Raw genomic sequence first — 13,531 nt, 5'->3', positions numbered from 1 at the left:
CTACACCCCCGGCCGCACCCGCAGCGTCAGCGCGAGGGCCGCTTTCCGCSTCCGTGTCAGGAGAATCCGTATGACCACCGTGCTCGCCATAACCCCGTCCACCACGCCTGAGCAGCCTGCCGAGCCGCTGCCGCAGTACATCCGGCACTACCCGGCCCGCCCACAGTCCGTCAGACCCGCCCGCCACGATGTCGCGGCACAGCTGCGCCGCTGGGGCCTCGACAGCCTGATCGACTCCGCGACCTGCGTGACATCAGAATTGATCACCAACGCCTACGCCGCCTCCCACGAGGCACGCYGTCCCCACGGTGAGCAGGACACCAGGTCCCGGATCGGGATGCGCCTGACCTACAGCCACCGCGACCTGATCGTGGAGGTGTGGGATGGCGGCCCAGGCCGCCCAACCCGCCGGACCGCCGGGCCCGACGCCGAAAACGGCAGGGGTCTGCCTCTCGTCGCCGCGCTCGCCCKCGATCTCGGCTACTACCCAGTCCGCGTCCGCACCCCCGACGGCTACCGCACCAAAGGAAAGATCGTCTGGGCGGCGCTCGCCCACGACCTGCCACCCATCCARCACCTTCCGGACAAGCCGGCCGAGGATCTGCCGCGCCGTGACCCGCCGCCCCCCACCAGCGACGGCGGACCGGATGCGGACATCTTCGACCACGCGCTGCTGCAACGCGTCCTCGACGCCCTGCGCAACCTGGGCGACGACTGGACGACGATCACAAACTCGGGCGACCCACGCGACGGCGAACAGGTGACGACCCCGTGAGCGAGCCTGTGGACGCCGCCTGCCCACCGTGGTGCGACCAGCCAACCGGCCACCTCCAGGTAGAGCCGGCAGGCCCCGGCGACTACCACATCTCCGCGTTCATCGTGATCGACCTGCCAGAGATCGCCGGGATACGCGAGGGCACCGCCGTCCAGGTGGCCATCGAACAGTACGTGACCTCCACGACCATCTACGACCCCCTGATCTCCCTCGCTGTCGGGGACGACGACCCCGACAGCGAGGCCCTCACCCTCGACGAAGCCGACGCTCTCRCCACCGCCCTCAGCCGGGCCGTCACCGCGGCCCGCGACGCTCCAGCACACCCGCCCTCGAAACAAGGGGCGGTACCCAGACCACCGGCCGGAGAACAACCGTGACCGTCGACTATCCCCACACCGACAGCCCCGCCATCGTCGACGCCGACCTGCCGGGTCAGGCCGACGTGGGTTTGCTCAGTGCGCTCGTGCACGTCCTGGCGCCCCGTCTGTTCGCGATCGTCGCCGAACCCTCCTACGGCGATATCCACGTCGTCGCCTGGGGACTGCGCTTCGACGGCTACGTGGCCCTCATCAGCACCGATGGACAGATGGTCGGCAGCTTCTCCTCGTTTTCCCCTCCCCGGTCCGGGTCCCGGCCGCGATTCCGTCGCGGCCGGCGGTGAGGCGGCTCCACGCCGACCCGGACCGCCAACAACGAAGCCACCTCCATGCGATCTCACCGACACACAGTCCCGCCCGCGCTCCGTCCCATCGTTCTGCTCGCGCGTATGCGCGAACTCCTGCCCCCCGAAAAACTGGCGAGTCTGCTCGCCACCTTCACCCCACCGCTCGACCCGACGGACCCCGACTGGGCCGACCTGTGCTCGGCCTTGGACGACTATGACCGGGCCGCACGGCTCGGCCTGGGCTTGGACGAGGCCCGTACCCGCGTCGACATCGCCGCCATGATCATCTATGTGCGCTGTTGCGGTGCCAGCCCCCACGAGTCGGTTGCCACAAGCACCCGGCCGGCTCGATAGAGGTCCGCGAACTCTTGGCCCGTGTGGCGCCGAACAAATCGCACTGCCGCACGTCGTTTCCGCAGATCAGCGGCTTCATAGCAGCCGAAGAAAAGGTTCGCGACGAGGGGAATGTCTCCGCTCATGACGCCGGGCATCCTGGTGGAGCGCCGCGCCCGGCTTGATCTTCGTGCTGTGCGCGCCGTGCCCCTACTGATCCATCGACGCCGGATAGATCCACGACGTCGTAGGGTTGACAGACCGTCACCCGCCGGCCGAGCGGAGGAGAAGCCTGGTGCTCACCTCGGCAACCGACAGCACCGACCGCGACGGTGGAGGCCGAGCAGGCGGCGCGGCACCTGTTTGCCCCGAAATGCYGGCGGAGGACGTGCTCGGGGACCGGACAGGTCCGCGGAGAAAGCATGAGTAGGTCCAGCCGGCGGGCGGAACAGGACGAGCTGCGGGCGCGGATGCGCGCGGCCGGCATGTCCCACGACGAAATCGCCGTCGAGTTCGCCCGCCGCTACGGCTACCGCCCCCGCGCCGCGCACCGCCACGCGCACGGCTGGTCCCAAGTACAAGCCGCCGGACACATCAACAGCCACGCCGCCCAGGTCGGCCTCGACCCCCGTGGCGCCGCCCCGATGGACGGCCCCCGCCTGTCCGAGCTGGAGAACTGGCCGCTCCCCAACAACCGCCGCCGGCCCACCCCCCAGCTCCTCGCGCTGCTCGCCGAGGTCTACGGCACCAACATCCACAACCTCATCGACCTCGACGACCGCGAACACATGCCCCCAGCAGACATGCTGGTCATCACCACCACACGCCAGGACGCTCGGCCAACGCCGCCGACGGGATCACCGGTGAACCTTGCACTGCCCGCGGCCCCGTGTTTCAGCCCCACGGCCCCGTGCGTCCAGTCGGGACGCGGTCATGGTGCGGCCAGGGGGCTGCGTCTCGACGGGCCTGCTGGAAGCATGGAGTGGGTGGACGCTCTCGGCCGCCGCGGGTTCACTCTTCTCGCGGGATCAGCAGTAGTGGCGGGTCTGGCCGGCGCCGGCCGCGCCCGCCACGTCGACCCGGCGCTCATCTCCTACTTCGACGGCCAGCTCCAGGGCCACTACCACGCGGACATGCTGCTCGGCGCCGGCGCCCTGATCGGCACGGTCGCCTCCCAATACGAGGTCATCACGCAACTGCTGGATGCCGCGGACGGGTCGACCCGCCGGGGCCTGGCGAAGGTCGGCTCCTCGTTCGCCGCGTTCGCGGCCTGGCTGTGGCTCGACGCGGGAGACGCGGTCGCCGCGATGCGCTGCCACGACGCGGCCTTGGAACTGGCCCACCGCTGCGGGGAACGCGACGCCGTCGCCTGCGCGCTGGTCGATCGGGCGATGGCCTTCACCGACCTGGGAAACGCGGCGGCCGTGATCGACCTGTGCCAGGCCGCGCTGGGTGACGCCCGGCAGCTGGCACCCGAAGTCCAGGTGTTCGCCTTGCAGCAGCAGGCACACGGCGCGTCGCTGCGCGGTGACCGTCGCCAGGTTGATCTCCTCCTCGATCAGGCCGGCCGGCTCGTGGAGCACGTCGAGGTCGAGGAATACGGCACGGCCTGCCGCCGCACCGACGGCTACGTCGAAGTGCAGCGTGCAACCTGCTATGGACGGCTGGGTCTCGCCGACGACGCTGACCGCCTCTGGCAGCAGATCATCCCCGCTGCCCCGGCCTCTGCCCGCCGGGACGTCGGGGTCTGGTCAGCGCGCCACGCGGTCGCCGCCGCGCGGCAGGGAGAACCAGAGCGGGCGGTAGACCTCACGCGCCAGGCCAGCGCGCTCGCGGTGGAGACCGGCTCCGCGCGGGCCCGGCGAGAACTGGCCGCGGTCGCGGCGGCGATGGCTCCGTGGCGCGCGCACCCCCTCGGCCAGGAGCTCGCCGACGTGCTCACACCCTTCACCACCGACGAGACCGGGAGAGAGCATGGCTGAGGCGCTGACCCGAGACATGATCGACGAACACCTCAAGACCCTGGACGGATGGACGACCGACGGCCGGCGGATCGAACGGCTCTACTCGATACCCCACATCCAGGGCGCCGCGTTCATCGTGCACATCGCCGCGATCCAGGACGAGTTCGGCCACCACTCCGACGCGACACTCGGATACAAGACCGTGCATGTGTCGATCAGCTCCAGCGACATCGGCGGCTACGTCGCCGAACACGACATCGAGCTCGCCAGGCGCATTCAGGAAATCGCGTCAGCGCATGGCGCACGATAAAATAGAACCGGGTATTCGTTCAACGCCGCGAAAGGAGGTAGGCTGTGACGGCGATTCGCCGCGGCGTGCACGAATCCTTTTCGTACGTTCAAAGCCGCCGACACACTGGTGGAGAAGATAGCGGGGCGTTGGAGTGAGTAGGTCCAGCCGGCGGGCGGAACAGGACGAGCTGCGGGCGCGGATGCGCGCGGCCGGCATGTCCCACGACGAAATCGCCGTCGAGTTCGCCCGCCGCTACGGCTACCGCCCCCGCGCCGCGCACCGCCACGCGCACGGCTGGTCCCAAGTACAAGCCGCCGGACACATCAACAGCCACGCCGCCCAGGTCGGCCTCGACCCCCGTGGCGCCGCCCCGATGGACGGCCCCCGCCTGTCCGAGCTGGAGAACTGGCCGCTCCCCAACAACCGCCGCCGGCCCACCCCCCAGCTCCTCGCGCTGCTCGCCGAGGTCTACGGCACCAACATCCACAACCTCATCGACCTCGACGACCGCGAACACTTCACTCCCGCCGACACCCTCTTGATCAGCCGCGTTGATCGCATCGAGCCTGCCGCTGGCCGCATTCTGCCTGCGCCCCGGGCTGCTCCTTCCGCCCGGGGGCTCGTCCAGCCAGGCTCTCCGGCCCACATCGACCGACGCGACTTCGTCACCGCGACGGCTACCGCGCTCACGTTCGGGAGAACCGCCCCGCGGCACGTCGACCCGGCGCTCGTCGACTACTTCGGCCAGCAGCTGGAGGGCCACTACCGAGCGGACGTGATGCTCGGTCCCCGCGAGCTGATCAGTACCGTCACCGTTCAGCACACGCTCATCAGCAACCTGGTGGCGACCGCACGCGGGGAGACGCGGCTGGCCCTCCTGCGCTCCAGCGCGGCCTATGCCTCGCTGATCGGCTGGCTCCATCAGGATGCCGGTGACCTTGAAACTTCGTCCGTCTGGCGGGGCGTCGCTTTGGAGGTCGCACAACGCTCCCGGGACCCGCAGCTCGTCGCCTACGCGCTGCTCAACCACGCATCAGTCCGCACAGATCTTGCTGACGGGCTCGGCGCGCTCGACCTGTGTGGCGCGGTCCTGGCCGACGCCGGTCGACTCAGCCCGAAGATGCGGGTCCTGGCGCTCCAGCAGCAGGCCCACGGCGCGTCACTCGTCGGAGACCGCGCCACCGTCGACTCCGCCCTGGACCAGGCGGCTCCGCTCGTCGAGAGATGCGACGACGGCCTGCCGTGGGGCAACGCATGCCGTCGCACGTCGGCCTACCTGGAGGTGCAACGCGCCACCTGCTACGGACGCTTGGGCCTGGTTACGGCCGCTGCCGGCCTGTGGCGGCAGATCCTCGACACGACGCCTGCCAACGCCCGGCGAGACCGCGGTGTTTTTCTCGCCCGGCAGGCCACCGCGTGCGTCCAGAGCGGCGACGTCGGGCGCGCGGTCGATGCCGGGCGACTTGCGGCGGCCCTGGCGGTGGAAACTGGGTCCGTGCGGATTCGCCGCGAGCTCGCCGGCCTACGACAAGCGGCGCAACCCTTGAAAGGCGCGGCCGTCGGCCGCGACATCGATGAGATCTTCGCCCCGGAGAAGGAGACCTGACGTGGCGGACGCTCCCGTGCCCCTGGCCGACGACGAGATCGAGGCGCAGCTGCGCGAGCTATCCGGCTGGGCCCGTGCTGGCCAGGAGATCACCAAGTCGTTCCGCGTCCGTTACCACGGTGGAGTCGCCCTGATCGTGCACGTTGCCGACGTCGAGCGGCTGATCGGCCACCATGCGGACATCGACCTGCGCTGGGATAGCATCCGCTTCGGGATCACCACCCACGACGCCGGGCATCAGATCACCACCGCCGACTTCGATCTCGCACGGCGCATCGAGGCCATCGCCCAGGCCCACAATGCCGAACCGCTCTGACTTGACGGCGCATTGTCCCCTCGATGTCCGCGGTCCGTATCGTGATCGAAATGTTGTCGGTCCGGCGCGTCGAGAGTGCGAGACGCCTCACCCAGGTGCTGACCATTCTCGACCGGCCGGCCTACCGAGGGCAGGCACTCGCCGTCGGGCTGCGCGATCAGATCAGAGATGGTGGTGCGGTCCCGGCCTACGGCAGCAAATCCCTCGGCCGCCGGCTATGAAGGAGACCAGGTCTCGTGACGCCCCGCCGGATTGGGCTGCTACACCCGGGGAGCATGGGCGCGCGGATCGGCGAGATCTTGCGGACCGCAGGGCACGAGGTGCTGTACTGCCCCACGGGACGAAGCCCGCAGACGTTGCAACGGGCCCAGGATGCCGGCCTGCTGCCCGTCAGCCGCCTGGACGACCTCTGCGRCAGCACCGAGATCCTGATGTCGTTGTGTCCACCGGAGGCCGCGCTTGACGTGGCACGGGCGGTGGCCGCGGCGGGGTTTACGGGTCTGTACGTAGACGCCAATGCCGTCAACCCGGAACGTATGCGCGCCATCGAGCGGCTCATGACCGCTGCGGGCGGCACCATCGTTGATGCTTGCCTCATCGGCCCGGTCCCGACACGGCAGGACACCACACGCATGTACCTGGCCGGGGATGCCCGCCACGCCGGCGAGATCTCCGGGCTGTTCACCGGATCAACCGTGCAGGTCATCGTGTTCGACGGCCAGGTGGGCRCAGCGTCCGCCTTGAAGATCGCCCACTCGTCGTTCGCGAAGACGTCGCGGGTTCTCGCCGCGCTCGCGCACGCACTGGCCGCCGAATACGGCGTCCAGCAAGCGCTCACCGACGAGGCCCGCAGACGAAGCCGACCGGCGCTCGCCGAACCAGACTTCTTCGCCACTGTCGCGGCCCGYGCTTGGCGGTGGGGACCCGAACTCGCCCAAGCGGCCGAGAGCTACCGGACCGTCGGACTGCCGGACGCGATGCTCCGCGGAGCGGAAGAACTCCTCCGCACCTGGTACGAGCATAAAGACATCGAGCACGCCCCGMTCAACCTGCTTCTCCGCGAGCTGCACTCTGGTCAGGACGGCGGGTAATCAACCGGCCGCCTTCCAATGGCCCGGCGAGCGCGTCGCGGAGTCCGCGTTCCGCGGCCAGCGTGGCTGTCGTCATCGCGTCACGGAAGGTGGTCGGGGGAGGTCGCTRGATTCCAGCGGTCTTGACTCGCTMGACTAGGTCGACCCGATGGGCGGGGGAAAGGTGCTGTTGTAGCCGGGGGTGGGCGAGGGCATCAGCCGCGCACCGCCCGTCGTGTCCGTCGCGGAGGCCGGCGAGGATCGCGGACGCAATCCACTTCTGGTCGGTGGCGTCGGTGGCGAGGTCTAGGAGCGTTAGGCCAAGCCGGTTCTGGAATACAGGGTGGGTCGGGTCACGGCTGCTGGCGCGGAGGTCATCGAGCGCCGCTCCGATCGCCTGCGGCTCGCTGCCGTGTCGGCAGAGGATTCCGAGAACGGCGGCGACCGCTCGTTCCCAGGGTGTCGGAGTGACACTGGTGGCGAGCGCGGTGCGTGCGGCTTCGGATTCTCCTGCAAGGTGGCTCGCGAGTATGAGGGTCTGGCGGCCGTCGAGGAGCCGTCGTCCGATGCCGTGGTGTCGGTGGAGGTGGGCAACGGCGTCGTCCCAGCGGCCCGCGCGCGCCAACGCCCGTGTCCCGTCGCCGAGCAGGACGGTCCAGGTAAACCGGCGTGCCCGGAGGAGCGTGTTGTCGTCGGCGAACAACCGCGCAGGGTTGACGGTGACGCCGTCGAGAACGACGGCGGTCGAGGTGCGGACCGCGTGGTGGATTTGGTTGAAGAACGTGTATGCCCGGTCGGGGTCATCGGCACGGAGCTCCAGCCGGCCGAGATTGATCAGCGGTTGCAGTACGGCTGTCGCGAGGGCCGGGGGCTGGGGGCCGGCGTTGTCGAAGACGTGGAACTGGCGCCAGCAGAGATCCTTGGCGAGGTCGGGCAGTCCGCAGTCGCTCGCGAGGAGCGCGGCCTTGTTGAGAGCCTCGGCAGCGTTGGTCGTCCTGCGCGCGTTTCCCGGTGCGGAGTGGGCGAGGTGTTCGATCTCGGTGAGCCGCTGTCGCCGGTCGATGGTCGGTGGACGCGGCCGGGGTACCAGGGGAAACCAGTTCGCCACCGTCTGGGGAAGGGGCGGCGGCGTGGTCGGGCTGGCGGTCATCCGAGGACCACGGTGCTTGCGGCGCGGGCGAGCACTGCCTGTGCGTCGTGGGATAGCCCTGCGCGGTTCCAGTGGAAGATGATGTGGTGCGCGAGGACCGCGCGTAGCCCGCGCTGGAGTGTGCCGTCATGAGCGAGCCGGCCAAGGTCACGGCCGGTGGCGCCGAAGGCACCGATCCAGTGAGCCAGATCCGCGTCCTTGCCCAGGGCGTTGGTGTCTGGCGTCTGTGCGCTCAGAAGGCGGGTCAGGCTGGGCTCCAGGGAACGGCTGTCGCTGACAAGGTCGGGTGGGCAGCGGCGGTGTTCGGCGACCCGGGCCCAGATGTCGCCTTGTTCGTACCAGTCCTGGCCGGCGGAGCGCATCAGGCTCACGCAGGCCAGGATCGACAGCGCTCGGGCGCGGGCGCGGCTGCGGGGCGCGGTCGTGAGCAGGTGGCGGCTGTCCTGGTGGAAGAGCCGGTGCGCGATCTGCATGGCGGGCGGGCCGCCGAAGGCGAAGGTTTCCGGTTCGTACAGGGTTTCGCTCCAGCCGGCAATCCGGCCGCGCTCGCGCAGAGCATGGAGATGGTCGTGGACCGCTTTGGTTGCCGCGTCGTCTACCGGTGAGGTCGGYTGGAAGCGGAGCCGCCAGCAGGGGGACTTGCGGATGAACCACCACGCATCCAGCAGATGATCATTTTCGGCGGCCACCAGCGCGGCGCCGAGGTCCCGGCCGGCGGCATCGGCCTGGGCGTAGTCGGCGAAGTGCATGGTRGCCTGCCGCCAGGGGTGGCGCGGCGAACACCCGTCTTCGTCGTTTTGAGGTGCGTCGTCGATGCACGGGCGGGGGTCGGAGTCGTTGCGGATCATCGGTTCTCTCACGCGAGGAGCAAGGCGGCGTCCCACCCGGTCACGGGGGCGGAGCCGAGGGCCGCGGTGTGCAGGGCAAGCGCCACCCCGGCCAAGCCATCGAGAAGCTCCGGGTCGTGCGGCGCGGTGGGGTATTGGTCGAGCAGCCGGGCGACGAGGGTGGGCAGGAGCTGGGCGAGTTCGGGTGTGGTGGCGTCGGCCGCGACCCGGGATGTCGTGTGGACCAGCCCTGCCAGGCCGTGGCACAAGCCGATGTCGGTGGTCAGTTCGAGGCGAGCCGCGTCGTCGAGACATGCGTGCAACGCGGTTTCGGCCTTCTCGCAGCGCCTCGGGTCACTGGTGGCGAGTCCAGCGAGTTGGTACGCACGGGCAATCCCTGGGGTGCCGTAGCACCAGGACAACCGCTGCTGCCTGACGTCATGGCCCGGTGTCGGGGTGACGATGCCCGGCCAGCCAGYGATGCCAGGCTGCTGGTGCCCGTCGAGCCAGGCGCAGATCCGTTCGATCGCTTCCCGGTGGCCGTCGACCTCGGTGCCGCGGCTGTTGGCTAGTGCGAGCAGGGCGAGGCAGGCGGCGATGCCGTGGGACATTCCGGCATTTCCATGACCGTGTGGGTAGTCACGGGAGGATGCGCCGCTGGGGTCGAGGTCGGTCCACCACCCGGGTAGTCCGTCTCCGCTGGCAGGGGGCTGAGTGAGACGGACGAGGTGGGTCAGGACATCGGTGATGATCGGGTGCTGGCGGCGTAGGTGGTAGCGGCCGAGGCCGGCGAGGCCGCGGATGAGGTCGAATTCGGCGAGCGGCGGGCGGAGGCCCGCGCGGAGGCGGGCGTCAGCCGCGGCAAGTCGTCGCTGTGTGACCGCGATGGTCGCGGTGTCGAGTGTGGTGACCGCTTGGGTGAGCTGGTCTGGGCGGCCTGCGGCGTCGAGTACGAAGGCGAGGGTGGGGGCGCCGAAGTAGAGGGAGGCGTTGGGCCCTGCGCTGGCTGGGTCTCGGGTTGCCGCCCGTAGCCAGGCGTTGGCGATGGCGGGGTCGCCGTGGCCGGTGCGGGCTCGTTCGAGGTGGAGCAGCGCGATGCCGGCTGCACCGCCCGCGAGGGACTGGCCTCGCCGCCGGCCAGGGCCTCGGGGAACGGCGGCGGGGTCGGCGAGCTGGTCCGCGATTGCCGCTGAGGCGGCCAGTGCCCGGCTGGAGAGCGTGTCGCGGCCGGTGTCTTCCGCGGTGCCTGGATTCATGCCATCTCCCGGCGGCGGAGAACGCTGAGCGCAACGGCGCGGGTGAGGCGGGCGCAGTCGCGCTCTGCCTGGACGGACGGCCCCGTCATCCGGAACTGGTGGAGGTGCATCAGCGTCGGCAAGAGGCCGCGGGTCGTGAGTCCGTCGCCGGCCGAGGTGAGCGCCGTCTGATAGTCGGCGAGCCTCGCCCGGCGGCGCGCCCAGGCGGTGAGGATCTCCTTCCCGCCCGGCAGGGTGTGCATCGTCGCCTGGCTTTCGCGCGGGTCAGCGAGGTGAACGGCGGCGTCGTGCTGCGCGCGGTCGATCGGCGGTCCCTGCGTGCGTGGTAGCTGCTCGACGAGCCAGCGGGCGGCGTCGTCTCCGGGTAGGCAGCCCGCGGCGAGGTCGAGCAGGCTCACGGCGACCAGCGCATGGGGGTGGGTGGCACCGCGGGCGGAGGCTGCGAGCTGGGCGAGTGCGGCGGTGGAGTCCGCGGCGAACAGCGTCTCCGTGGCGGCGAGCGTCGAGGCGCCGCCGAAGCGGCCGGTCTCTGGAAGGTAGGTGTCGAACTGGAGCTGGTCCAGTAGGCCGGCTTGGCGCAGTGCGGTCGCCCAGCGGCCCACTCTCCGGGCCGCGTCGCCGAACCCGTCAGGGTCGATGAGGCGGATTCGTAGCCGCAGATGTGGGGCTGGGTCCTGGTATCGCTGGAACCACCACAGCGGCGGGGTGTCCCAGTGTTCCCACAGGCTGGCGAGGCGTTCGGTGAGGATGGTGACCTGACGGTCGGGCTGGGCGTAGAGCTTGGCGTACAGCCAGGCGCCGTCTCCGGGTAGATGGGCGTCCGCCGAGGTCGCGATCCGCGCCGGGCGCCGTGGGCGCGGTACCTCCGCCGTCGGGGTCGGAGGTGCGGCGAGCGGGAGGACGATCTCGTGGGTCCGCCCGCCGATCCATCCGGCTGCGTCAGGCGGCGGTGCTTCCCGCAGGGTTGCCCGCGTGGCGCGGCCCAAGTCTGCGCGCAGCAGGTGGAGGTGGGCGGGCTCGGTCAGATCGAGCAGGAGGCGGCGGTCGTCGCTGCCGAGGAAGACCTGGTCGGGAACGCCCCATTGGTCCCGCCAGGCCGCGAGGTCGTCGCTCCACCGGGCGAAGGTGGCGTCCGGTCCGGGCAGGTCAGCCGGGGCCAGGAGCCAGCGGGCCGGGGCGAGGATCGTCCGCCCGTGGCGCAGGCGTGGCAGGAACGGCAGCCGTCGGGCCGCGCCCCAGGAGAACGGCGCGCAGGGGGCGGCGCGGGAAGTGCCGATCTCGCTGAGGAACCGGAGCAGGGGGTGTCCGTGACGGGTGWGTTCGACGGCGTGGAACGCGACCGGCTCCACCGGTCGGCCCAGGGACAACGAGACCAGCCACAGACCCGAACCGTCTGCGGTGACGGCGAGGTCCGTCACGGGGATCATCCCGCGGTCCGGCGGCTGGTACTCGCCGAGCGCGATGAGATGGTCCAGGATGCGCGGCGCGCGGGAGACGTTYGCAGCGGTGGCCGACAGCGTGCCACCCGACAACTGGACGAGAAGTGCCCCCGGCTGGCGGGTCGGCAGCGCGCGAAGTGCCGAGGTCATCTCCTCGCGGTCGGCCTCGTTGGCGAGGTCGAGGAAGCGGCCCAGAGTTGTCCCGGCGGCCCGTGAGACTCCCTCGACAGCGAGGTCGAACGCGCCGCGTTCCACCGCGCGGCGGTCTGCTGCGTGCAGCCGAAACCGCAGCTCCGTGTGGGGCTGGCAGGTCCAGCCCACCGCGTCGCTCGTGCGGAGCAGCGCGAGCGACTCGGCATCAAGGGTGACTTCGCGGTCTCGGCGGGCCGCCGCGGTCTGCGCCAGGGCAAGCAGCAGCGCGTCGCGGTCCGAGAGCGGGCCGGCCGTTGCCGGGCCGAGTGTGGTTCCCCGGTATCCGGCGGGCAGGCCGAGCCCGGTTTCACAATTGATCAGGGAGTTGACCGGCACGAACGCGCCGGCACCAAAGCGCTCAAGAAATCGATCATGATAGTCGCGCCAGGCGGCGTTGCCCCGGGGTGCCGGCGCGAGCCGGACCAGCAGGTCGACGGCTGCTTCTACCTCTCGGAGGAGCAGCCGAGGCAGTTCCAGCCCGACGCCGGCCCGCATGTCGAGGGCGATGGGAGGCCGGCGCCCGGAGGGGCTTGAGGTCGGGGCTGCGGTGTCTGGGGTCGCCGGCTGTGACGTCCACGGTTCCGTGATGTCGGCGAGCCCGCGAGAGCGGCGGCGCAGGGCGTCCACGAGATCGGCCGCCTCGGGTACCGGGTCGGCACCGATCGCCCGCAGCGTCGCGAGGACCGCGCCGAGCGGGTCGAGTTCGGTGGACGGTGGCCGAAGCCCGGACAGCAGGAACCGCCGCTCGACCAGTGTCGAGAGCATGCCTCGAAGCACCCGCGCAGGCGCGGCCGGGAACTCGGTGCCGAGCTGGGCGGCCAACGTCCCGACGAGAACGGGTCCGGCCGCAGCCTTCATCACCGCCGCGACAGCCTGTGTGTATCGGACCGAGGTCTCGGCTGTGGACACCTCGGCGTCGCTCCCGRCTCGCGGGCCCTCGAACGGCAGTACCAGCCGACCATCACGAACGAAGGMGAGATCGTTCGCGCGGACGGGCAGGACGTCGAGAACACCCGGAACGCCTTCGAGCTGGTCAAGCACATCGAACAACCACGCCGTGTCCACCCGTGCCAGCATGCGATGGTGYGTCGGGTCTTCATACACGGTGAGCGCGGTACCGGGCCGGGCCGGGCCGACCCCGGCGAACAGGCCGAACGGTGTAGCTCGGCTCACCAGCCGTAACCGGTACCGCATGAGCGACAGCACGGCGCTACGTGCCTGCCGTGCGGGTAGATYGCCGCCCGCGCACACCTGGGCGATCCGGCGCGCGAGCACTGGGCTCGCGGCCTGCACGGCTGCGGCGAACGGCGCACACGCCCAAGCCTCGCGCAGYCACTGGCACCACCGCTCGGTCTCCTCGCCCCCGTCCCCAAGGTCAGGCCAAGGCAGCGCGGCCAGACCTGGCATCGGTTCGGCCACCCGAACGACACCCGGGCCAGCCACCCTGTACAGCGCGTCGCTGGCCCGAGCGCCGAGCCCGGCGACCTGCGGGCCGCTCGCCAAGTCGGAGTCGCGGACCTCTGACGGCGTGGCTCGCGGGATCGCCGAGCGTGGTGCAGCGGACCCGCCTGGGTCGCGAATGGTCGGCATGGTCGTCATTCCTGTCCGGCGAGCCCGGTCCGGCCAGGCAGCTTGTCGGCCGGACCG

At 70.6% G+C, this 13,531-nt stretch carries 14 protein-coding genes; 10 read left to right on the top strand and 4 right to left on the bottom strand.

The features are described from left to right. Window positions 1-70: 70 nt before the first annotated feature. From Manayef4_RS10595 to Manayef4_RS10550, 10 genes are all read left to right on the top strand, one after another. Window positions 71-775, top strand: a complete 705-nt coding sequence (locus Manayef4_RS10595; RefSeq protein ID WP_070131467.1) for an ATP-binding protein — start codon at window positions 71-73, stop codon at window positions 773-775. Further along, window positions 772-1,152: a hypothetical protein gene (locus tag Manayef4_RS10590; RefSeq protein WP_070131466.1), complete on the top strand. Its 381-nt coding sequence runs from the start codon at window positions 772-774 to the stop codon at window positions 1,150-1,152. The genes Manayef4_RS10595 and Manayef4_RS10590 overlap by 4 nt, the downstream gene beginning before the upstream one ends. Next, on the top strand, window positions 1,149-1,436 hold the full coding sequence (locus tag Manayef4_RS10585) for a hypothetical protein (protein ID WP_011436267.1): 288 nt from the start codon (window positions 1,149-1,151) through the stop codon (window positions 1,434-1,436). The genes Manayef4_RS10590 and Manayef4_RS10585 overlap by 4 nt, the downstream gene beginning before the upstream one ends. A gap of 45 nt (window positions 1,437-1,481) precedes the next feature. Next, window positions 1,482-1,793: a hypothetical protein gene (locus Manayef4_RS10580; protein WP_011436266.1), complete on the top strand. Its 312-nt coding sequence runs from the start codon at window positions 1,482-1,484 to the stop codon at window positions 1,791-1,793. A gap of 401 nt (window positions 1,794-2,194) precedes the next feature. Continuing rightward, on the top strand, window positions 2,195-3,754 hold the full coding sequence (locus Manayef4_RS10575; RefSeq protein WP_011436265.1) for a hypothetical protein: 1,560 nt from the start codon (window positions 2,195-2,197) through the stop codon (window positions 3,752-3,754). Continuing rightward, window positions 3,747-4,046: a 4a-hydroxytetrahydrobiopterin dehydratase gene (locus Manayef4_RS10570; RefSeq protein WP_011436264.1), complete on the top strand. Its 300-nt coding sequence runs from the start codon at window positions 3,747-3,749 to the stop codon at window positions 4,044-4,046. The genes Manayef4_RS10575 and Manayef4_RS10570 overlap by 8 nt, the downstream gene beginning before the upstream one ends. Before the next feature lie 133 nt (window positions 4,047-4,179). Next, window positions 4,180-5,634, top strand: a complete 1,455-nt coding sequence (locus Manayef4_RS10565) for a hypothetical protein (protein WP_011436263.1) — start codon at window positions 4,180-4,182, stop codon at window positions 5,632-5,634. A gap of 1 nt (window position 5,635) precedes the next feature. Continuing rightward, window positions 5,636-5,950: a 4a-hydroxytetrahydrobiopterin dehydratase gene (locus Manayef4_RS10560; protein ID WP_011436262.1), complete on the top strand. Its 315-nt coding sequence runs from the start codon at window positions 5,636-5,638 to the stop codon at window positions 5,948-5,950. Window positions 5,951-5,973: 23 nt separating this feature from the next. Next, the gene (locus Manayef4_RS10555; RefSeq protein ID WP_023842037.1) at window positions 5,974-6,171 is read left to right on the top strand and encodes a hypothetical protein; all 198 of its coding nucleotides are present in this window, start codon (window positions 5,974-5,976) and stop codon (window positions 6,169-6,171) included. Window positions 6,172-6,186: 15 nt separating this feature from the next. After that, the gene (locus tag Manayef4_RS10550; protein WP_139140059.1) at window positions 6,187-7,041 is read left to right on the top strand and encodes an NAD(P)-dependent oxidoreductase; all 855 of its coding nucleotides are present in this window, start codon (window positions 6,187-6,189) and stop codon (window positions 7,039-7,041) included. Here Manayef4_RS10550 and Manayef4_RS10545 read toward each other — a convergent pair. Genes Manayef4_RS10545 through Manayef4_RS10530 form a run of 4 tightly spaced genes read right to left on the bottom strand, consistent with a single transcriptional unit; the run spans window position 6,995 to window position 13,474 of the window. Continuing rightward, on the bottom strand, window positions 6,995-8,170 hold the full coding sequence (locus tag Manayef4_RS10545) for a hypothetical protein (protein ID WP_070131464.1): 1,176 nt from the start codon (window positions 8,168-8,170) through the stop codon (window positions 6,995-6,997). The two genes, Manayef4_RS10550 and Manayef4_RS10545, sit on opposite strands and share 47 nt — an antisense overlap. Next, window positions 8,167-9,018, bottom strand: coding sequence for a thiopeptide-type bacteriocin biosynthesis protein (locus Manayef4_RS10540; RefSeq protein WP_011436259.1), 852 nt, complete (start codon window positions 9,016-9,018; stop codon window positions 8,167-8,169). The genes Manayef4_RS10545 and Manayef4_RS10540 overlap by 4 nt, the downstream gene beginning before the upstream one ends. A gap of 8 nt (window positions 9,019-9,026) precedes the next feature. Next, the gene (locus Manayef4_RS10535) at window positions 9,027-10,253 is read right to left on the bottom strand and encodes a lanthionine synthetase C family protein (protein WP_070131463.1); all 1,227 of its coding nucleotides are present in this window, start codon (window positions 10,251-10,253) and stop codon (window positions 9,027-9,029) included. Beyond that, window positions 10,250-13,474 carry a lantibiotic dehydratase gene (locus Manayef4_RS10530; RefSeq protein WP_175443361.1) on the bottom strand — a complete coding sequence of 1,075 codons (3,225 nt, stop codon included), beginning with the start codon at window positions 13,472-13,474 and terminating at the stop codon, window positions 10,250-10,252. The genes Manayef4_RS10535 and Manayef4_RS10530 overlap by 4 nt, the downstream gene beginning before the upstream one ends. Between the last annotated feature and the right edge of the window lie 57 nt (window positions 13,475-13,531).

Origin of the sequence: Frankia sp. CgMI4 (genome assembly GCF_001756285.1) — a bacterium.
Taxonomy (GTDB): domain Bacteria; phylum Actinomycetota; class Actinomycetes; order Frankiales; family Frankiaceae; genus Frankia; species Frankia casuarinae.
Note: the sequence above shows the minus strand (reverse complement) of the source record. Positions and strands in the feature narration are given on the sequence as shown.